This is a genomic window from Sunxiuqinia sp. sy24 (assembly GCF_052677165.1).
On record NZ_JBQYLH010000005.1, the window covers coordinates 201,988 to 224,086 of the forward strand.

A 22,099-nucleotide genomic window follows, 5' to 3' on the forward strand; every position below is an offset into this window, starting at 1 on the left:
TATTTCTGCTACTGCGATCCCAATTACGCCAATTTGAATCGCCAGAGCTTACTTACCCAGGGCTCGCCGGCATAGTGAATTCCCACCCGGGGCAATGTGGTCACCTTCGAAACCGGCGCTTCATCTTCCAGCCAAAGCCGCGCCGAACGCTGCAAGTCCTCACCATAGAAAGACCAATCGAGCTGCAACTCACGCCCTACCCGCCCCGGGCCATCAACACCTTCCAATGCACGAATAAGTACCGCTGACCCTTTGTCGGTCTCTTCCGTCACAACATTCAGCAGCCAATAAATGCCGTAAATCAGATACACATACACCAGCCCTCCGGCTTCAAACATTACCTTGGTACGTGGAGTAAGTCCTTTACTGGCATGGCATGCCAAATCATCCCGCCCACAGTAGGCCTCGGTTTCCACAATCCGGTAACGACGAACCTCCTGATCGTCGAAAACACGAACCAACGTTTTGCCAACCAACTCACGCGCAACAGCAAGCGTATCACGTCGAAAAAAATCAGCAGTCAATCGTGTTCGACTAGTCTTCATACTATAAAGATATACTTTTAAAAAAGTGCGTTCATTTAGTCAGTGAGCACTGTCAGTCGTTCTATGTCCAGCTTCACGTCATCACAAATGCAGCGACCTGACCTGCCTGTTCAACGCGCCTAAAACATTGCCCCATCCACACGCATGCGATGAGCGAACATCTAAGACACCCGATTAGCCAGGTCGTGATAGCAAATCCCAACCAGCAGGACTCCAAGGGTACCCCTCCATTCTCAAGTTCTCCCTACGAAAGGCAACATACCGAAATACGGTGACTTTCCTTTGAAAGTTAAATCGGACTCAGTCAATTAAGATTATTTAACTAATTACCTGAAAATGACAACTACTTTTAAACAAAGCTTTATTATTTTTGTCGTCTGCATTAAAAACAGTTCACCATGAAACAAAACAGGAAAACAAAGATAGGACTTTCAGCTGCAGCCATATTACTGGCTGGCTTATTGGTATTCACAGGCTTTAACCGAGATGAAAAACTATTCCTTGTCGACAAGAACCTGGATATCTACTACACGCTGGTGCGCGAGCTCAACCTGTTCTATGTTGATGACATCAACCCCACCGACCTGATCAAAACCAGCATTGACGATATGCTTGAATCGCTCGATCCGTACACGACCTATATTCCCGAATCGGAAATGGAAGACTTCAAATTCATGACCACGGGAGAATATGCCGGCATTGGTGCAGTGATTACCAAACATGGCGAACAGGTAGTTATTGCCGAGCCCTACGAAGGATTCCCGGCACAGAAGTCGGGATTAAAAGCCGGCGACATTTTACTGGAAGTAGCCGGAAAAGAAACGTTGAACTTATCGGTTGAAGATGTGAGCAACCTGCTCAAAGGACCGGCCAACAAAGTCGTCTCCGTTAAAGTCGAACGTCCGGGACAGAAAAGAAGCCTGGAGATTGATATTGTCCGTGAGAACATCCAGATTGACGCCGTTCCATACTATGGCATGCTTGATGACGAGACAGCCTATATCCGCCTTTCGAATTTCACCCAGAACTGTGCCAATGAAGTCAAGAAAGCCTTTATTGAACTCAAAGAACAACACCAGGCCAAATCGCTAATCCTGGACCTGCGCTCCAATCCAGGAGGTCTGCTAATGGAATCCGTGAAAATTGTTAACCTTTTCGTTCCAAAAGGATCCGATGTGGTGAGCACCAAAGGGAAGGTTAAACGGTGGGATAAAGCCTACACAGCAACAGAAAACCCAGTGGATACTGTCATGCCTATGGCTGTGCTGGTAAATCAGGGCTCCGCTTCAGCCTCCGAAATTGTATCTGGTGCCCTTCAGGACCTTGACCGGGCCGTTATTATCGGAACGCGCACCTTTGGGAAAGGCTTGGTACAAACCACCCGCGACCTGAGTTACAATGCCAAACTAAAAGTCACCACCGCCAAATACTACATCCCCAGCGGTCGATGCATCCAGGCACTTGACTATTCACACCGCAATGAAGACGGCAGCGTAGGCACTGTGCCCGACTCATTGATCAGTGAGTTTACCACCAAAAAAGGACGGAAAGTATATGACGGTGGAGGGATCGTCCCCGACGTGAAGATTGACTTGGACCGAATCAGCAGCCTGACCATTAATCTGCTTCGCGAATACTTATTCTTCGACTATGCCACAAAATTTGCCAATGAACATGAACGTATCCCATCTGCTGAAGAGTTTAAGTTGACCGATGAAATCTTCAACGACTTTAAAGCCTTCGTCAAAGATCGCAAATTCTCCTACCAATCTCAGACCGAAGAAGCCTTCAACGAGCTGATGAAAACGGCTAAGAATGAAAAATACTACCAGATAGCGGAAGCTGAATTTGAACAGTTGAAACTAAAAATTGGTCATGAGCTGGACAAAGACTTGGAGGCCTTCAAAGAGGAGATCAAAGAAATGTTGACCGACGAGATTGTCACCCGCTACTACTACCAGAAAGGGGCAATTAAATCAGCTATTCAGGAGGATAAAGGAATTGACAAGGCCAAAGAAACCCTAAAGAACCCGGCAGCTTTCAGCACCATCTTCAGCAAAGGAAAAATTATCTCACTCAATACCAGCCAGCAGCCCAACCTCGTATCCCCCTACTCTCCGCTTATCGGAGAGTACGAGGCCTAGCGCCAAAAATCAGGGTATTATGAACTTCAGCACTAAACGCTGAAGTGATTTCGCATTCTTAAATTGTATACTACGCATCTTTTCAAAATTGTCCTGAGCTGGTTTCAGCATAATGGTATCGCTGAGATTTCCATATAAGTTTTTTACCCCAACACTAGCATTACGCCTAAAAACCAGCCTATCAACTCTACGGTATATATAACTCCAGAAATAGGTTTCAATCCTCCAATCACCTACAGGTGCAATCAATATACAAAGTGTTTGAAAACAAAAAAAGAGCTACAAGTAATTCTTGTAACTCTCTGATTATGAAGTGGGCCCACCTGGGCTTGAACCAGGGACCACCTGATTATGAGTCAGGTGCTCTAACCAACTGAGCTATAGGCCCAATATTTTTCTTAATTAAGTCTGAAATTCGGATTGCAAGTTTACAACATTAGCTTAAAATACACAAGCAAAAACCGATATTTCTATCATCTACGATTCTTGCTGGCTGGCAGTTTCAGCCTCCTCTTTAGCTTCCAGATCGTTTGGATCAAGCTTGCTAAACAATTGTCTATAAAACAGTAGAATACTAAAGATACCAATAGTTATCGATGAATCGGCAATATTGAATACCGGTCTGAAAAATAGAAAGTCATTTCCTCCAACAAGGGGAATCCAGCTTGGATAGCGCCCTGAGAAAATCGGAAAGTAGAGCATATCAACCACCTTGCCATGCAAGAATGAGGAATACCCGCCTTCTGCTGGCATAAATTGAGCCACCTGTCCATAACTCTCATTAAAGATCAGCCCATAGATCGCACTATCGATGATGTTACCAATCGCACCCGCAAAAATTAAAGCAATGCAGGCGATAAAGCCCATGGGAACTTCCTCCTTTTTGACAAGCTTAAACAAATACCAGCCAATTCCGGTTACTGCCACAATCCGAAATAAACTCAAAAAGATTTTTCCATACTCTCCGGCAAACTCGATTCCGAAAGCCATTCCATTGTTTTCAACAAAATGAATCAGGAACCAATCACCAATCACGGAAAATTCTTGCCCAAGGTACATGTTGGTTTTAATCAACACTTTGACGAATTGATCGACAAAAAGCACCGAAAAAACCAGAAGTAAGGATTTCGTTAGTCTTGACATGATTTCACTTTCTTCATAAAAAAATGATTGGAAGCGAATTCCTTCCAATCATTTCAATAATTTTTATCTGTAGCGTTCTATTTTTGACTGTTCTTGGCCTCAATACTCAATGTAGCATGAGGAACCGCACGCAACCGCTCTTTGGCAATCAGCTTTCCGGTTTCACGACAAATCCCATAGGTTTTGTTTTCAATCCGTATTAAAGCTGCCTGTAAATGCTGAATAAACTTCAACTGGCGCTGGGCCAATTTACCGGCCTCTTCCTTCGACAACGTGGCAGCTCCTTCTTCCAGCACCTTAAAGGTTGGCGAAGTATCCTGCGTATCGTTACCATCGCTTTGCGTGATTGAATTCTTATAGATTTCGTAATCCGCTTTAGCCTTTTCAAGCTTACCCAGAATCAGCTCTTTGAATTCAGCCAATTCGGCATCTGTATATCTCGTTTTTTCAGTCATAACCTTAAATTTTTAGGATCCCCTACGGAGATCAGGTGATCATCATTTGCGACCCTAAATTATAAAAATATTTTGAATTGTCTCAGGTCATAGAACATACTAAACGATCAGTGGTTCAACTTATTTTATTTAGACAAATCAAAGCATCAACATCCTGATCAATTTCTACACGTGCAGCAGCTGAATCTCCAATATTATCTACTATTTCGAGACTATCTGCCAAAGTTTGAGTACTGATATATTCTTTGAAACGAAGCACCGACTCATTGAAAAAATCATGTTTCTCGATGATAATTTCGATCCGATCCGTCACTTCAAAGTTGCTTTCTTTTCGTAAATTCTGAATTTTGTTAATAAATTCGCGCGCAATTCCCTCTTGTTTCAACTCATCGGTCAGATTAATATCCAACGCGATGGTCAATCCTCCTTCGGTTGAAACCAACCACCCAGGGATATCTTCAGTCATGATTTCAACATCAGCAGGGCTTAACTCAACCATTTCATCACCCACAGACAAGGCATAACTACCTGCTTTTTCCAAGCTTGCTATTTCATCCTGACCAAACTTAGCCAATGCTCCGGCAATTTGCTTCATCATTTTGCCATATTTTGGTCCAAGTGTCTTGAAGTTGGGCTTAATTTTCTTTTTAATGACACCAGAAGTATCCGTCAAATACTCCACTTCTTTCACATTCACTTCCGAAAGAATAATACTTTCAACGGCTTCAAACTGCATTTTGAAATGATCATTCAGAACAGGCACCATAATTTTAGCCAGAGGCTGACGCACTTTAAGCTTCTCTTTCCGGCGCAAGCCCAGAATCATGGAAGACGCTTTTTGTGCAATGGCCATTCTCTCCTCCAAATCCCGGTCGATTAAACTTTCGTTTGCCATTGGAAATTCTGCTAAATGCACGCTTTGATCCGTCTCCAGTCCTGTTAGCTTGTTCAGGTCGGCATAAAGCTGATCGGCATAGAATGGTGCGATTGGAGCAGCCAGTTTTGCCACAGTCACCAAACATGAGTACAAGGTTTGGTAGGCTGAAATTTTATCTTGATCATATTCACCACCCCAGTAACGTTTCCGGCTTAAGCGTACAAACCAGTTACTTAAATTCTCCGTAACGAATTCAGAGATCGCACGTCCGGCACGTGTTGGCTCATAAGACTCGAGGCTTTCTCCTACTTCTTTAACCAACGAGTTTAGCAGTGAGATAATCCAACGATCAATCTCCGGACGTTCACTCACCGGAATTTCCGCTTCTTTAAAACGGAATCCATCCACATTGGCATACAGTGCAAAGAAACCATAGGTATTATAAAGTGTTCCGAAGAATTTGCGGCGCACCTCATCAATTCCACCCACATCAAACTTAAGGTTATCCCAAGGTTGCGCGTTGGTTAACATGTACCAGCGTAATGGATCGGAACCATACTTATCAATGGTTTCGAATGGGTCGACGGCATTGCCCAGGCGTTTCGACATTTTATTGCCAGCCTTGTCGAGAACCAACCCGTTGGAAATAATATTTTTGAAAGCAACCGATTCATCAATCATGGTCGCAATAGCATGCAAGGTAAAGAACCAACCACGGGTTTGATCTACTCCCTCAGCAATGAAATCAGCTGGGAATACATCTTTGAAAATATCGCTGTTTTCGAATGGGAAATGACGTTGCGCATAAGGCATCGCACCCGAGTCGAACCAAACATCAATCAAGTCCGGTTCGCGGAACATTTTCTCGCCGTCGTCGCTCACCAAAAAGATGTCGTCGACATACGGACGGTGCAAATCAATTTTATGGTAGTTTGCTGCGTCAAAATTTCCAGTTTCAAATCCTTCATACGGATTTTTCTCCATCATTCCGGCAGCAACGGCTTTTTCAATTTCCACCATCAGCTCTTCAACCGAACCGATGCATTTGGTTTTCGAGCCATCTTCGGTACGCCAGATTGGAAGTGGCGTTCCCCAGAAACGAGAACGGCTCAGGTTCCAGTCAACCAAATTTTCGAGCCAATTTCCAAAACGTCCGCTACCGGTTGATTTGGGTTTCCAGTTGATGGTATTATTCAGGCCAATCAGCTTATCTTTTACTGCTGTTGTTTTAATAAACCAACTGTCCAGAGGATAGTAAAGGACCGGTTTATCCGTACGCCAGCAGTGTGGGTAGCTGTGCTCATGTTTTTCTATTTTGAAGGCTTTGTTTTCCTTCTTCAACATCACCGAAATGTCGACATCAATAGTTGAGTAAGATTCATCCAGCAACTCATCGTATTCATTTTTGACATAGCGCCCGCTGAACTCCGGATACGATTCCTGATTCACCTGAGTGCTTACAAAGCCCGGCTCCAAATCTTCAATCCGGTAGAAGCGTCCCTTGCGGTCAACCATGGGCTGATTTTTGCCTTCTTTATCTTCTACAAACAAGGGCGCGATTCCGTTTTGCTTGGCCACGCGATCATCGTCGGCACCAAAGGTTGGTGCAATGTGCACAATTCCGGTACCATCTTCCGTGGTTACAAAATCGCCGGTAATTACACGGAAAGCATCTCCTTTGGGCTGAACCCAGTTGATCAGCTGCTCGTAGTTCACTCCCGCCAGTTCTTCGCCGGTAAATTCAGCGACCACTTCAAACGGAATTTTCTTGTCTCCCGGCTTGTACTCAGCCAAAGCAAGTTCAGCATATTTTGGGTTGAAGTGAGCACTCAGCAAATCTTTCGCCAAAATCATTGTTGCCGGATCTCCGGTATACGGGTTGAACGACTTGACTTTAACGTACTTGATTTTAGGACCAACACAAAGCGCGGTATTCGAAGGCAAGGTCCAGGGAGTAGTTGTCCATGCTAAAAAGTACACGGGGGTATCCACTCCTTCAAATAAAAACTCGGATTTCTCGTCACGAATCACTTCAAACTGAGCAACCGCTGTGGTATCTTTCACATCGCGGTAGCATCCTGGCTGGTTCAGCTCGTGCGAGCTTAAACCAGTTCCGGCAGCTGGCGAATAAGGTTGGATGGTGTATCCTTTGTACAACAAATCTTTGTCGAAAAGCTTGCGAAGCAACCACCAAACCGTTTCAATATAGCGATTATCGTAAGTGATGTAGGGATCATCCATGTTCACCCAGTAACCCATTTGGCGGGTCAGTTCTTCCCACTCTTTGGTGTATTTCATCACCTCGCGGCGGCAAGCAGCATTGTACTCTTCAACTGTAATTTTGCCACCAATATCTTCTTTTGTAATTCCCAATGATTTCTCCACGCTCAACTCGACCGGCAAACCGTGTGTATCCCATCCGGCTTTGCGGTGAACCCGAAAACCTTTCATGGTTTTGTAGCGGCAAAAGGTGTCTTTAATGGCCCGTGCCATTACGTGATGAATTCCCGGCATACCATTCGCAGAAGGCGGTCCTTCATAAAAAACAAAGGTTTCGTTTCCCTCGCGGGTGCTTATACTCTTATGAAAGGTATCATCCTCTTCCCATTTTTTCAGAACATCCTTGTTCACCTGAGAAAGATCTAACTGCTTGTATACAGGAAATTTATCGCTCATTGGGGTTCTATTTTGTCATTCTTTTTTAAGAGGTACAAATATAGAAAATTTTTGCGTTCAGGGAGCCTAGTTCTTGTTCTTTAAAGAATTACCCCGTTTCCTGTATTTTGCAGAAAGCAAATCGTGCTTTTTTAAGCTCTAAAACTTCCTATGATCACTTTGCGATTGCTCATCCTTGTGATGCATTTTTAGTATTTTATCTCAGCAGTCCGTTGCACGTTACTCATACCTCAAACTTTCCACCGGATTCCGCGTAGCCGCCCGCCAGCTTTGCCAACTAACCGTCAACAGCGCAATTCCCAATGCCAACAATCCGGCCAGAACAAATATCCACCAGCTTAAGGTAGTTTTGTAAGCAAAGTTTTCGAGCCATCGGCTCATGGCGTAGTAAGCAAGGGGGCAGGCAATCAGAAAGGCGATGGCTACCCATTTCACAAAGTCTTTGTTAAGCAAAGTAAGGATTTCAAAGATTGTGGCGCCGTTAACTTTGCGAATGCCAATTTCTTTGGTACGCTGTTGTGCTATAAATAGCGAAAGTGCACTAATCCCAATTATACTAATCAGCACACCAAGGATGGAAAAGCTAAGCAAGATACGACTCAATATGATTTCAGCTTTGTACTGTTGAGCAATCTGATCATCCATGAAAAAGTAACTGAATTCCTGCTCCGGGTAAAGTTGCTGCCAAACCTGTTTCACTTCATTCATCGCCATTCGAAGGTTGCCGGGGTTTAGCCGAACATGTGTAAACCGTGCACGACTAGCTGATTCATCCAACCAAAAAGCAAAATCGCCAATAGGTTGATGAGCTGAATTGTAATTAAAATCTTTGGCAACACCGATGAAGTTTATCCGTTCCTGGTCGGCCTCCAATGGCTGGGTTTGCTGATAAGCATGCAGCGCATCCAGGCTTCCGTGTTTCTCAATCAGTCGATGGTACAAGTGCTCATTAATTACCATGCCCCGCACCGTATCCGCAGCTGGATTGATCCAGTTTTCAACCAACTGAATATTCATGGTTTTCAGGTAGTCGTAGTTCGCAAATACAAACTCAGCGCTGCCGTCAATACCCAGGCCTTCGAGATTTATACTTTGCGTAGGATACCCAAAATGTTGACTGGTAAATCCGACAGCAGCGACTGAACTTCGCTTTTCCAGTTCGCTGGCAAAAACAGCCGGATCTTTTGAGAAATCGCCAACCTTTAATACCACCACATTCTCCTTGTCAAACCCAAGTGACTGATTGGCAATAAAATTCATTTGCTTGTTCACTAAAACCGTACCGCAGAGCAACAAAATAACAATAGACACCTGCCCAATCAGCAAGGATTTCAAAACAACACTTCCCGAAAAATTCGTTCTCTCCCAAAGAATATCAATGGTTGATGTTTTCTTCAATAAAAAGAAGTAGCTGAAAATTGCTGTTAATCCCAAACAGAGAGCGACAACCAAGCCCATGACAACATAAACCACCGGCTCAGCATAATAGATTTGGAAATCAATTTCGAAAAACCGATTAATGGCTGGCCGAATGCTTTCAGCCAAAATCAAAGCAAGTACCATGGCCAAGCCACAAAAGAAAAAAACCTCAACCAACACCTGCCTGATGAGCTGAGTGACGTTCGCCCCCAAAGATTTTTTTAGGCCCAGCTCTTTAGAACGTTTTATTAGTTTGGCCAAGGTCAGGTTGATAAAGTTCAACAGCGAAGTCAACAAAATCACGATAGCGATAAGCACAAACAAACCGATATTGATCTTGCTTGAACTTTCCTTTAACTCAAACCGGTAATCCGATTTCAGATGAATATCAGCAAGCGGGATCAATCCAAACCGGTAATCTTTTGGGCCTCGTGTTTCCTTCAAACTACTAGCATTGAAATAGTCCAGAAACTTCACAACCACCATCGATGGCGCTGCATGCTCCTTCAGTTTGATGTAATTATAAGTCCAGTGTATTTTTCGCTCGGGCAGCGAGGCATACCGCTCACTAAGTGCACCCTTTTGCGAAAGCAGAATATGATAATTGAAGTGTGTTTTAGGATGCGTATTCCTGACGACTCCCCGTATTTCGTAGGCACCCAAATCACGCATGTATTGCAAGGCATCAACCTTCAGAATCTGTCCTATGGGATTTTCATTAGGAAAATACTTTTGAGCAAAGGCCTCTGAAATAAAAGCGGTGTTCGGCTTATTGATTTCTGCCAGATCTCCTAGCACGCTTTCAACCATGAAAAGATTCATAAAAGCCTGATCAACCGACAAAACATCTTCTTGCTGAATGGCTTGCCCTCCAATGGTTATCGCTCCCACCGGTGTATGCGAAAACTGAGTGGCCGCTTCTATTTCGGGAATAGTTGCTGCCGCTTCATGCACCATTCCCAAGCTTCGTGCCCAATCCTTAAATCCCTGCCCTACAGGCGACGAGCTAACCCGATAAATGTTCTGATAGCCCTCAAAGTGGGTATCAAAGCTTTTTTCATTCATCACATGCAAAAAGAGAACGAAAAAAGACGTAATCCCAACCGTCAGTCCGACAACATTGATGAGCGAGAAGGTTTTGTCATTCAAAACCCTACGGATAAATAATTTGAAGCTGTACCAAATCATAGGCAAAATTATTAAAGCATTTTCAAACCATATCTACATTCAGCATTTTATCCTGCTTCACATCATTCACTCCATAACTCCTCACTCCCAACATTATTTCTTGTAGCCAGTCAAATCTCTTCAGATCTCATTCAAAATAAAACCCGAAGTGGATATTTACTTAGTCATACCGCAAAGCTTCTACCGGGTTACGCGTAGCTGCACGCCAACTTTGCCAGTATATTGTCAGAATCAGGATGCTCATGATTGCCGGATTTTCAGGATTAATGTTTTCGGAATAGTCGCTTAACTTCCAGGCTGCTTGCCCCAAGGTTGACAAGCAAACCTCGCTCTAATTGGAAAGCTGTTAAATAATTTAATGCTTGTGCCAAATGGACATCTTCCAATTTCACCAGTGCCTTTAGTTCAACCATTACTTCTCCTGCTACAATAAAATCAGCCCTACGGGTTCCTACCTGAATATTTTCATAATAGATTGGCATTTCCTGTTCCCGCACATATTCAATTCCTGCTTTATCCAATTCGATAGCCAGGCAACGTTGGTAAATCACCTCCTGAAAACCGTTCCCCAAAGTACTATGAACCTTCATAGCACAGCCAATAATTTTGTAGGTTAGTTCATCCTTTATTTTTGTATCCATTTTTCAATCATTTATCATCCTGTTAATCTTTTCATCCCGTAAATCCTGATTCAGACAATTTACTCGTACTGCAAACTTTCAATCGGATTTCGTGTAGCTGCCTTATAAGATTGAAACGAAACGGTAACTAGCGCAATACTCAGCGCAAAAAATGCGGATAACGCAAAGAACCACCAATTTAATGGCGTTTGGTAAGCAAAGTTTTCGAGCCAGTTTGTCATTACAAAATACGAGATCGGAATTCCTATGAACATGGCTACTCCAATCAGCAATCCAAATTCTTTCGACAGATCGAATATGAGATTGGGAATGGTGGCTCCTAAGGTTTTTTTCAAGCCAAGTTCTTTCATCCTTGAATAGCTTGAAAAGAGCGCCAACACCCACAAGCCTAGGCTGGCTATAAACAATGCAAGTCCTGCGAAAACGCCAAATACCAATCCGAATTGTCGATCCTGACGGTATTGATTCGCATATTCCTGATCGATGAAATGAACATCACAAGTAGAATTCGGGAAGAAACGAGACCACTTTTCTTCAATCAAGCTTAAGCTATTCCCCATTTTGTTACTACTCAATTTTACCGACAAATACTTAAACCCAAGCCAGGGAATGCGCTTAAAGAAAAGCATGACTGTCGGAAACATCTCCCGATTTGCCGCCAGATGGTGATAGTCCTTTACCACTCCAATAATCTCAACCGCTTCGGTCTGCGTTTCCAGCATCACTTTCTGGTTGATCGCAGCCTCATTACTGGTAAATCCGAAGCTCTTCACTGCCGACTCGTTTACAATTATCCGAGAGCTATCATTGGTGAATTTTTTATCGAAATCTCGTCCTGCAACAATTTCCAACCCGTAGGTGTCGGTAAAATCGTAATCCACAGGCATCATCTCATACAGTTTATTTTCTTTCATTGGATCATCAGCCCTGTAATTGGCATAAAAAGTGGCAATTTCAATGCCCGGCACCGACCTCGACAAACTTGTATTTTCTACCTCTGGCAACTCTTTCAGTTCGTTGCTGAAAGTTGTCATCTTCTCCTCCAGATTTTCGGTAAATGCGGGAAAACGAATAGCGACAATCTGCTCAGGATTAAAATTAAGCGGCTGGTTCAATAAGTAGTTAAGCTGTGCGTACACAATAATGGTCCCGCTAATCAAGATCATAGAAGCGGTAAACTGAAACACCACCAATGCCTTCCGGATATTCCCAGCACCCTGACTATGCACAAATTTACCCTTTAAGACCTTCGCTGGTTTTATCGATGACAACACAAAGGCCGGGTAAAAACCAGAAAGAATAAAACCTCCAAGAAAAGTCGCCCCAAGCACCATCCAGAAAACAGGCTCCTGAAGAATGATAAATGAAAGTTGTTTATTCACTAAATGTGAAAAAAGAGGCATACAAAGCACCACCAGCACCAAAGCGACTACAAAGGCAATCAGGTTAACAATCAGCGATTCGAACATAAATTGTGCAATCAGTTGCTTTTTAAAAGCTCCCGACACTTTTCGAATACCAATCTCTTTTGCTCGTTCCAGCGAACGGGCAATGGTCAGGTTAATGTAATTCACCCAAGCTATAATAAGGATTGAAAAAGCAACCAAAATAAGGATGTTGATGGCTTTTCGGTTTCCTTTGGCTTCCTTTTCGTACTGCTTTTGAGGTGTCAGGTGAATATTAGCTAAGGGCTGTAAGCGTATGGCCCATGTTTTATCTTTCAATGCTGCCTCCGTCTTATACTTTTCAGCCATTACAGGAAAAGCATCCTCTATCGTTTTTATCTCTACTCCAGGCTCAAGTAGCAAATAAGTATATGTTTCGTGCATATACCAATAATTATCAAGCCATTGAGGCAAAGTCCCCCACGAAATAAAGAAATCGAAATTAATGTGCGAATTCTCCAGAATATCTTCTAAAATACCAGTAACCTCACAGTTTAATTCATTCTCAGAAGTACTTATTTTTAGTATCTTCCCTATGGGGTTTTCCTCTCCGAAATATTTCGAACCCATTTTGCTGGTAATCACCACCTTATTGGGGCCCGACAAGGCCGATGCAGGATCGCCCTCAATCAGAGGGAACGAAAAAATATTAAACAATGAAGGCTCAGTAGTCACCACGCCATTTTCCCTGAATATACGATCCTTATATCGAACAGTCCGGTTGGTCGCCAACAAATCAACCCGAACGTATTCCTCAATACCCGTCATATTTTCGACCATTGCAGGAGCATATCCAAATGACGCAGTCGGGAAATCATCCGTTAACTCGCCATTTTTGTAGAACAAACTCTCTACTCGATAAGTCCGTTCGTGTTTTTCATGCATCTTGTCGTAACTGAATTCAAAACTTACGTAATTCAAAATCAACAAAGCCACAGCCATACCAATCGCAAGCCCACTGATATTAAAAACTGTAAACCATTTTTTCTTTATTAAATTCCTAATGCTTAGTAATAGATAGTTCCGAATCATTTCGTATATATTTTAATTATCCATTTCAGGTTCTGACCTTTTCACTCATACCGCAGTGCCTCCACCGGGTTGCGAGTAGCTGCCCGCCAACTCTGCCAACTAACCGTTAGTAGCGCAATACCCAAAGCCAACAGGCCGGCCAGGGCAAAAATCCACCAGCTTAAGGTGGTTTTGTAGGCAAAGTTTTCAAGCCATTTACTCATGGCATACCAGGCAATGGGGCAGGCAAGCACAAAAGCAATGGCAACCCACTTCACAAAATCCTTATTCAGCATGGTTAGAATTTCTGAAATTGTGGCGCCATTGACTTTACGGATGCCAATTTCTTTGGTGCGTTGCTGCGAAATAAATAATGCCAATGCACTAATTCCGATTATGCTAATCAATATACCAATGCTTGAAAAAGCAAAAAGAATGCGGCTTAGGATGGATTCTGCTTTGTATTGTTGCGCTATTTTTTCATCCATAAAAAAGTAATCCATTTCCTGGTTGGGATAATACTCGTTCCATACCTTTTTTATGGCATCCATGCCAGCATGCAAACTCCCATTGCCTAATCGGATATGAGCAAAGCGTGCACGGTTTCTTGCTTCATCCAATCTAAAAACAAAATCACCTATGTTTTCGTGAGCTGAGTTGTAATTAAAATCTTCAGCTACTCCAATAAATTTTATAGCCTGATAATTGTTTTCTCCACGTTGCGCAACTTGCGATTGCTGGTAAGCGTTAAGCGCTTCTATACTTCCGTGTTTCTCCATTAAACGTTTGTATAAATGGTTGTTTATCACCATTCCTCTAACAGTATCGGCAGTGGGATTTATCCAATTTTCAATCAACTTAACATCCATAGTTTTAAGGTAATCATAGTTGGCAAAAACTAACTCTGCGGTTCCTTCAATACCTAAATCTTCAAGTGACAATGTTTGTGTCGGATATCCGAAATACTGATATGCCATTCCAACTTCGGTCACCTGACTTTGCTTCCTGAGCTCTTTTGTAAAAACACCTGCATCCTTTTTCAGATCCTTCATGTGCAGAACAACTATATTTTCCTTCTCAAAGCCTAAAGGTTTGTTTAATACAAAGTCAATTTGTTTGTTTACCAAAAAAGTGCCTGATGTTAAAACAATTACAATCGTAACCTGCCCGACCAAAAGGCTTTTTAGCAAATAGCTTCCCAAGAAATTATTCCGTTGGGCAAGGATATCAATGGTGGAATTTCTACTTAGAAAAAATACAGCAATAAAAATGGCTATGATCGTTAGACACAATCCAATAACCGCCAATGTACTCCAGTAAATAACTGGTTCGTGGTAATATACTTTAAAATCAATGTCAAACAATTGGTTAATGAAGGGGTTTGCAACCTGAATAAATAACAATGAAACACCAATAGCCAGTATACAAACAATCAATACTTCGGTTAATACCTGCTTTATAATTTGCCACTGGTTAGCCCCAATCGACTTTTTTAAGCCCAGTTCTTTTGAACGTTTAATAAGTTTGGCAATGGTGAGGTTGGTAAAATTTAGTAAAGAAACCAACAGAATTACAAAGGATATGATTACAAACAATGAAATATTAATTTTACTTGAACTTTCACGCAATTCAAAACGGAAATCCGATTTCAAGTGTATATCGTCCATTGGGAACAATGAAAAATCGAATTCTTTAGGTCCACCTTCTTGTTTTAAAGAACTCTTATCCCAAAAAGCTGCTATCTTTTTGGCAACTAATTCGGGAGATGCACCTTTTTGAAGTTTAAAATAATTGTAAGCCCATTGAACTTTTAGGTTGGGTAATGTTTTTTCAAAAGCTTTTTGCATATTACCTTTTTGCGACACTAGCAATTCGTATTTAAAATGTGTTTTTGGGTAGGTGTTTTTTACTATTCCACGAACTTCATAATCGCCAATATCTTGCATATACTGGGCTGTTTCAAATTTGATGATTTGCCCCACCGGATTTAAGCTACCAAAGTGTTTACGAGCAAAATCTTCTGAAATAAAGACAGTATTTGGCTTCTCCAATTCCAACAAGTCGCCTACTTTGGCTTTAACTTCAAACATTTTAATAAAAGCACTGTCAACCCACATTATATCTTTCTGCTGAAACGAGTTGTCACCGATGTTTATGGTTCCAACAGGGCTATGTATAAACTGGGTCGCCATTTCAACCTCCGGAATTTCAGAAGATGCGGAGTGAACAATGCCCAAACTACGTGCCCATTTGCTGGGATTGCCCTTGGCAGTCGAGCTGATTCGGTAAATGTTTTCGTGTCCCGCAATATGCTTGTCGAAACTTTTTTCATTTGAAACATGGATAAATAAAACGAGAAATGACATAATGCCAATTACTAAACCAAAGATATTAGTGAGCAAAAAAGCCTTATCCTTAAGCAGTCTTCTTATTGATATTCTTAGGTTATACATATCGATCAAGCTTATTTTTAATTACTCATACCTCAACGCCTCTACTGGATTCCGTGTAGCTGCCCGCCAACTCTGCCAACTAACCGTTAGTAGCGCAATACCCAAAGCCAACAGGCCGACCAGGGCAAAAATCCACCAGCTTAAGGTGGTTTTGTAGGCAAAGTTTTCAAGCCATTTACTCATGGCATACCAGGCAATGGGGCAGGCAAGCACAAAAGCAATGGCAACCCACTTCACAAAGTCCTTATTCAGCATGGTCAGAATTTCTGATATTGTGGCGCCGTTCACTTTACGGATGCCAATTTCTTTGGTGCGACGATCAACAGCGTACCAAGTCATCCCAAACAAGCCGAAAGCTGTAAGGAAAAGACTGATAATCGTAAAGAAGCCAATTATCCTTGCTGTTTTCGAGTAGTTACTATGCAATTGTTCAAACTCATCACGAATAAAAGTGTAGTTGAAAATTTTATCGGGGAAATATTCCTCCCACCTTTTCTTTATCTCTGCCATTGTTGGTGCTAACCCGTTCGCATTTAATCGTAACTGAAGGACCTGAATACTGCTTCCCTTTTCAGGATTGAACAGAGAAATAATTGTTGGTTTGACCTGTTTACTGAATGGCTCTGTATAAAAATCAGCAATTACACCTTTTATAACGAGGCTTTTATCAAAAACAGGCAAGGTCTTCCCAACCGGATCATCGATGCCATATTTCCGAATGAATGTCTCATTTACAACGACCTGCTTACTTCCAACCGACTCACTCTTCGAAAATATTTCACCCTCAATTAGCCTGAAGCTGTGCGTTTTTAAGAAATCGCTGTCAAAAGCATAGGTCAGTACCGAAACATTATCGTCGTTCATTGCAATCCATGCATTCAAAAAACCGGTGCTTGACAGCGTTCCGCACTGAACTCCACTTAATGCAGTAATATCATTTTTAAATGCTTTGAGTTTTAATCCGGAAATGTCGCCCCCGTTAATCTGAATAATATATTTATCGATATTGGATGTTTCTGTAATAAAAACCAATTGTTTGGAATACATCATTGCGCCAACAATCAGAATAATGGAAATCGTAAATTGCAGAACCACCATACCATTGACAACCCCTGCCTTATGCTTCGGAGTGTCATTTTTCAGAAATTGAAAAGATTGGTTTCTAGCCATCCTGACGAATAGATACAAGGACGGTATTGCGATAAGCAGAAACAGCAGTATAAGATAACCCGCAATAACCATTCTGTTGGCAAGAAAAGACAAGGAAACATAAGCATTAAACAGTGAATTGAATACCGGAAGAAGCAAGATTACGAGAATAAATGACAGTAAGAATCCCAAAAAAACAGCTAAAAATGTTTCACTAACCAGCTGAATTCCGAGTTGCTTTTTGTCCGCCCCCAATATTTCTTGAATCCCGGTGTTCTTTCCATTTTGAAACATGCGGACTAAGTACATATTCATATAGTTGAAGCAGGAGATAAACAGAATCGCAATTGTTGCGAGTATGCTTATGTACAAAAAAGAACGATCCCGATGCATCAGAAACTCCCAGCTGCTTTGTGTTTCACTCGTATCGAAATACACATCCGTAAGCGGTTGGAGGTAATATTGGCATTCCTGTGTTAGCTTAGGAAGCACACTGCCATCTTTCTTCATTTGTGCCAAAACAGAGGCTGACGAAGCTTTTTTATCGAGCTTTACAAAAGTTACTCCACCATAATAAGAACCTAAATCGATAGGCAGTAGCACATCGAATTTCAGAAAAGAAGCAGCCTCCGAATCATCAACTACGGTTGTGATTGTATAGAGAGCTGTATTGTTATTTTCATGGAGTGAAAAAGTCTTTCCGACAACATTGGTGTCACCAAAAATGAGCTTTGCTTTGCTGGCACTCACTGCAGCCTCTCCAGGTCTTGAAAGAGTTTTTGCCACATCGCCATAAAGCGTAGGGATGGTGAAAAAACGATCAAGGTCTTTGTCTGTATAAACAAGCAAGAGTTTATCCGACCTAAACTTATCAGCCTCAAAAATGGCACTTTCATCCACACGTTTAAACCGACAAAAAGTTTCAACTTCGTGATACCGATCTTTCATCATGGAGGGCAATGCAGGCAAAATGAAGGAGGTTTTTTCTTTGCTCTGCACATCCATCGGATTGTCACTTTTCAGTAAAAATATCCGGTCTTTAGCTGGACTACCCTCAGAAATTTGCCACTCATTGGCTACAAATGCAATTAAGAGGTTACAGCAAGTAAGTCCAATAATCAAACTAAGAATAGAGATAATCGTAAAGACTTTATTCCGCCTCCAGTTGCGGATGATCAGGTTTAAATTTGTTTTTGAAAACATCTGTATTTCTATGTATTGTTATTGATATCAATCGTTTTTTCTTTCTCAAACCAGTAAGAATGGAAACCTCACTCATACCGCAACGCTTCCACCGGATTCCGCGTGGCTGCCCGCCAGCTTTGCCAGCTAACGGTTAGCAGCGCAATTCCTAACGCAAGTATGCCGGCCAAGGCAAAAATCCACCAACTCAAGGTGGTTTTGTAGGCGAAGTTCTCCAGCCATCTACTCATGGCATACCAGGCAATCGGGCAAGCAAGTACAAAAGCAATGGTCACCCATTTGACAAAGTCTTTATTCAGCATCGCCATCACGTCGATAATCGTGGCGCCGTTTACTCTGCGGATACCGATTTCTTTTATTCTGCTGCGTGTATCGTAAAGAGAAATGGCAAATAAGCCGACCGACGAAATCAGGTAAGCAATAAACGTGAAAAGTATATAGATCTCACTAAGTCGTTTTTCTTTCTGGTACATGGCTGCAATGTCGTCGGATAAAAAAGAGTATTCGAACGTTTCTCCGGGGTTAAGCTCACGAAACAGTTCCTGCACAAACTGAACTCCTTGCTGCGCAGCTCCATCCTCAAATCGGATCATAAAATTGGCTTCAATATCTTCGAAATACATCATAACCAAGGGACGCGGCTTTACCGACAAGTGTTCGGAGTTAAAATCTCTTACAACACCAAGTATTTCAAAACCGGAATTCTTATCATCAGAACGGGACCAATACTTATTTAAAATTCTTGCAGAAGAGATATCTTCTATTCCCCAATGCTTCTTTGCTGCCTCGTTAATCACTATTTTTTTCTCCCGCTGCTTATCTTTCTCTTTTTCAAAAAAGCGACCTTCCACTAGCTGTAAATCCAGCGTTGTAGCATAATCGGGAGTTACTGCCAAAAAATTAGCTGAAGCATAATCTCGGTCATCCCCCTGCAGCTTCCAAGGCATGGAATTGGTATTGATGGGCGACTTACCTTGCGTGAAAGACTTTATAAGACTACTGGCTGATAATTCATTTATTACATACTGAAAATTTCTCTTCGATTCTTCTCGCTGTGCAGCACGATCTTCCTGATTATCTAGGAAAGGCTGCTCATAAAAAAGTTTAGTCGTAATAATATTTGCAGAATGAAATCCAAGATCTTTATCCAACATTAAATGAAGTTGCTTTACCACAACAATAGAAGCTATCAGCAAAATCAGAGAAAGTGTAAACTGAATCGTGGCCACCACATTCCTTCCCGCCAATTTATTCCCTGATAAAATTTGATTTTTCAGGATTTTAACAACTGATATTCGCAGGTAAAACACCGAAGGATAAATCATTGCACCCAAAACAAGGCCCAACAAAATAACCAGGTTTAGCAAAAATACCTGCCAGGCTTCCGGGTTCAGTTCAACTCCTGTTATCCGGTTAAAATGTGGCAGCACAAAAATAAAAGCTCCGGAAATCAGTATTGCTGACAAACAAATAAGCACACCCAACTCTGTCAGCTTTTGATAAAAAACATGCTCTTGGCTTGCTCCTGAAATTTTATTGATCCCAATGTTTTTAACAGATGAATTAATGCTGATGATCTGCAAATTTGAAAAGTTAAGCAGTGTGATAACGAAAATAACCACTACGATAGCAAATAAAATATAGATGTTTTTAGGATTGCCATGTTTTGGGAAAAGCCCGTTAAATGAAGCCCCCGAGTCGTTGTTGTATATTTCATCGAGAGCCATCACATCCATGCGGCTGCTTTTAAACTGCGGATGTTGATGCCCCAGGTTCTTTATTTTCTCCACAAAACCGGTTTTATCGAAACCGCCATCAACCAAAATAAAATTAACACCCGAACGACTAAATGAAGCGGAATGCTCCGGCAGAATAAAGTCGAAAGTAATGGAACTGTTGGAAGGAGGAACTTCGATAATTCCTTTTACCGTATAATTTCGTTGCACTTTGCCCGACATTTTAACCATCTTCCCCATCGGATTCTCGGCACCAAACAACCGTTTGGCAAACCGGTCGGTAAACAGCACTGCATCCGGTTCTTTCAACACAGCTCCTCGATCTCCTGTTTTTAGCTTGAAATCAAAAATATCCAGGAAAGTACTGTCGACCACAATTCCTTCGGGAGAAACAGACCTATCTTCGTATTTGAAAAGGAACTCACCCTTGGTAAATTTCTTTACACCTGTAAAATTCTCAATTCCGGGATAATCCTTATAATTAAACCCAAAAAACAAATTGGCCTCAATTGCCTCCAACTGACTTTCGGCCGATTGCTGAACCGTTAACAGATAAATATCCTTTTCTCGTTTGTGAAAATCATCCATCGACAATTCGTTGTGGATGTAAGTAAACAACAACGAAATACAAAGCGCACAAAGCGAAACGGTAAATATACTGCCTGCAAAAACCAAACGATTCGCCTTAAAGGTTCTGAAAGCGTGTTTTAGATAGTGTCTAATCATAGTTCCATTTTTTTATTCACCCCTCAGGGCTTCCACCGGGTTTCGAGTGGCAGCATACCAGCTCACGAAGCCCTAACTCCTTGCTACAGCAGCACCTCTCCCAGTTGCATTTTCACCTCTTCGGTAATGACTTGTCCATCGAACAAATTCACCACCCGGTGGGCAAATTCTGAGTCATGCAACGAGTGAGTTACCATCACAATGGTTGTCCCTTCCCGGTTCAATTCGGTAAGCAGGTTCATCACTTCCAGTCCGTTTTTCGAATCAAGGTTACCCGTAGGCTCATCGGCCAGAATTAGTTTTGGATTAGCCACTACGGCACGGGCAATGGCTACACGCTGCTGCTGACCGCCAGACAACTGTTGTGGAAAATGCTTGCGCCGGTGACTGATTTTCATGCGCTCCAGCACCCGCTCAACCATTGCCTTGCGCTCACTCGCTTTCAGCTTCAAGTAAATAAGTGGCAACTCAACATTTTCGTAGACATTCAACTCATCAATCAGGTTAAAACTTTGAAACACGAAACCGATGTTTCCTTTGCGAAGCTGGGTGCGGTTACGCTCTTTCAGCTGGCCCACTTCCTGACCATCGAAATAATACTGACCGTCCGAAGGGTTGTCCAGCAGCCCTACAATGTTTAGCAAGGTGGACTTGCCACATCCCGAAGGCCCCATAATGGCAACAAATTCCCCTTTTTTTACATGCAGGTTGACTTGATTTAACGCACTAGTTTCAATCTCTTCCGTACGAAATACTTTGGTTAGATCTACTGTTTTTATCATAGTTGTAATAGTATAGAGCAAAGGGCATGGGGCAGAGAGTAAAACATCAGCACCCAAAACATTTGCTCAGTTTCTTAAAATTGATTTTCTAAAATTCGTTATTTTTCTACTTAAAGAGTCTAAATCAGTTAAGACTTGATTCAATTGCTCTTCATCCATAAATTGACGCCTGAAAGCTACAGATGAAATATTGGCTGCCTCAAAAACTAAGCGTCGTGCCATATTCAAAAAGTTAGCAAAATCCTTTGAGGAAAAAGAGCCCGAACCTTCTGCAATATTATTAGAAATACTCAATGATGCAGCTCTTAGTTGTTCTGCTACTCTATAACTTTTTGCATTTCCCATCTCCTCTGCCAAATCAAAAAGCTGATCATTCAATGTAATTGCCTCCTTCCAAATATCTAAATCCATAAATCTAAAATGTGCCATAATTAAAAATTTAAGTGTTTTATTCAATTTATGAATTTTCGTCTGATTATCACTTATTTAGTCAACACACCCCACTG

General features: G+C 42.0%; 13 protein-coding genes and 1 tRNA gene. 1 reads left to right on the forward strand and 13 read right to left on the reverse strand.

Going from position 1 to position 22,099, the window contains the following annotated elements; genetic code table 11:
- Positions 1–23: 23 nt before the first annotated feature.
- Positions 24–545, reverse strand: coding sequence for a DNA-3-methyladenine glycosylase (locus ACUNWA_RS06715; protein ID WP_445591121.1), 522 nt, complete (start codon positions 543–545; stop codon positions 24–26).
- A 398-nt stretch (positions 546–943) separates the two neighbouring features.
- On the opposite strand from ACUNWA_RS06715, the gene ACUNWA_RS06720 reads away from it, so the two are divergent.
- A complete protein-coding gene (locus tag ACUNWA_RS06720; protein WP_445591122.1) occupies positions 944–2,689 on the forward strand; it encodes a S41 family peptidase in 1,746 nt (581 codons plus the stop codon).
- A 314-nt stretch (positions 2,690–3,003) separates the two neighbouring features.
- Here the strand turns inward: ACUNWA_RS06720 and ACUNWA_RS06725 are convergent.
- From ACUNWA_RS06725 to ACUNWA_RS06780, 12 genes are all read right to left on the reverse strand, one after another.
- Positions 3,004–3,077 (reverse strand) — tRNA-Ile (locus tag ACUNWA_RS06725).
- Positions 3,078–3,166: 89 nt separating this feature from the next.
- Entirely contained in the window at positions 3,167–3,832 is a 666-nt protein-coding gene (locus ACUNWA_RS06730) for a lipoprotein signal peptidase (protein ID WP_445591123.1), read from the reverse strand.
- A 77-nt stretch (positions 3,833–3,909) separates the two neighbouring features.
- Entirely contained in the window at positions 3,910–4,287 is a 378-nt protein-coding gene (locus tag ACUNWA_RS06735; RefSeq protein WP_299583650.1) for a TraR/DksA family transcriptional regulator, read from the reverse strand.
- Positions 4,288–4,402: 115 nt separating this feature from the next.
- On the reverse strand, positions 4,403–7,840 hold the full coding sequence (gene ileS, locus ACUNWA_RS06740) for an isoleucine--tRNA ligase (RefSeq protein ID WP_445591124.1): 3,438 nt from the start codon (positions 7,838–7,840) through the stop codon (positions 4,403–4,405).
- A gap of 219 nt (positions 7,841–8,059) precedes the next feature.
- On the reverse strand, positions 8,060–10,447 hold the full coding sequence (locus ACUNWA_RS06745) for an ABC transporter permease (RefSeq protein ID WP_445591125.1): 2,388 nt from the start codon (positions 10,445–10,447) through the stop codon (positions 8,060–8,062).
- A gap of 263 nt (positions 10,448–10,710) precedes the next feature.
- Positions 10,711–11,088, reverse strand: a complete 378-nt coding sequence (locus ACUNWA_RS06750) for a GxxExxY protein (protein WP_445591126.1) — start codon at positions 11,086–11,088, stop codon at positions 10,711–10,713.
- Positions 11,089–11,147: 59 nt separating this feature from the next.
- The gene (locus ACUNWA_RS06755) at positions 11,148–13,565 is read right to left on the reverse strand and encodes an ABC transporter permease (protein ID WP_445591127.1); all 2,418 of its coding nucleotides are present in this window, start codon (positions 13,563–13,565) and stop codon (positions 11,148–11,150) included.
- A gap of 41 nt (positions 13,566–13,606) precedes the next feature.
- Complete coding sequence (locus tag ACUNWA_RS06760) at positions 13,607–15,997, reverse strand: ABC transporter permease (protein WP_445591128.1); 2,391 nt, start codon at positions 15,995–15,997, stop codon at positions 13,607–13,609.
- Positions 15,998–16,018: 21 nt separating this feature from the next.
- Positions 16,019–18,349 (reverse strand): ABC transporter permease, encoded by a 2,331-nt coding sequence (locus ACUNWA_RS06765; protein ID WP_445591129.1) that lies wholly within the window; start codon positions 18,347–18,349, stop codon positions 16,019–16,021.
- Positions 18,350–18,417: 68 nt separating this feature from the next.
- Complete coding sequence (locus ACUNWA_RS06770; RefSeq protein ID WP_445591130.1) at positions 18,418–20,811, reverse strand: ABC transporter permease; 2,394 nt, start codon at positions 20,809–20,811, stop codon at positions 18,418–18,420.
- An 83-nt stretch (positions 20,812–20,894) separates the two neighbouring features.
- Entirely contained in the window at positions 20,895–21,593 is a 699-nt protein-coding gene (locus tag ACUNWA_RS06775) for an ABC transporter ATP-binding protein (protein ID WP_445591131.1), read from the reverse strand.
- Between the two features lie 66 nt (positions 21,594–21,659).
- Positions 21,660–22,022, reverse strand: coding sequence for a four helix bundle protein (locus tag ACUNWA_RS06780; RefSeq protein ID WP_445591132.1), 363 nt, complete (start codon positions 22,020–22,022; stop codon positions 21,660–21,662).
- Between the last annotated feature and the right edge of the window lie 77 nt (positions 22,023–22,099).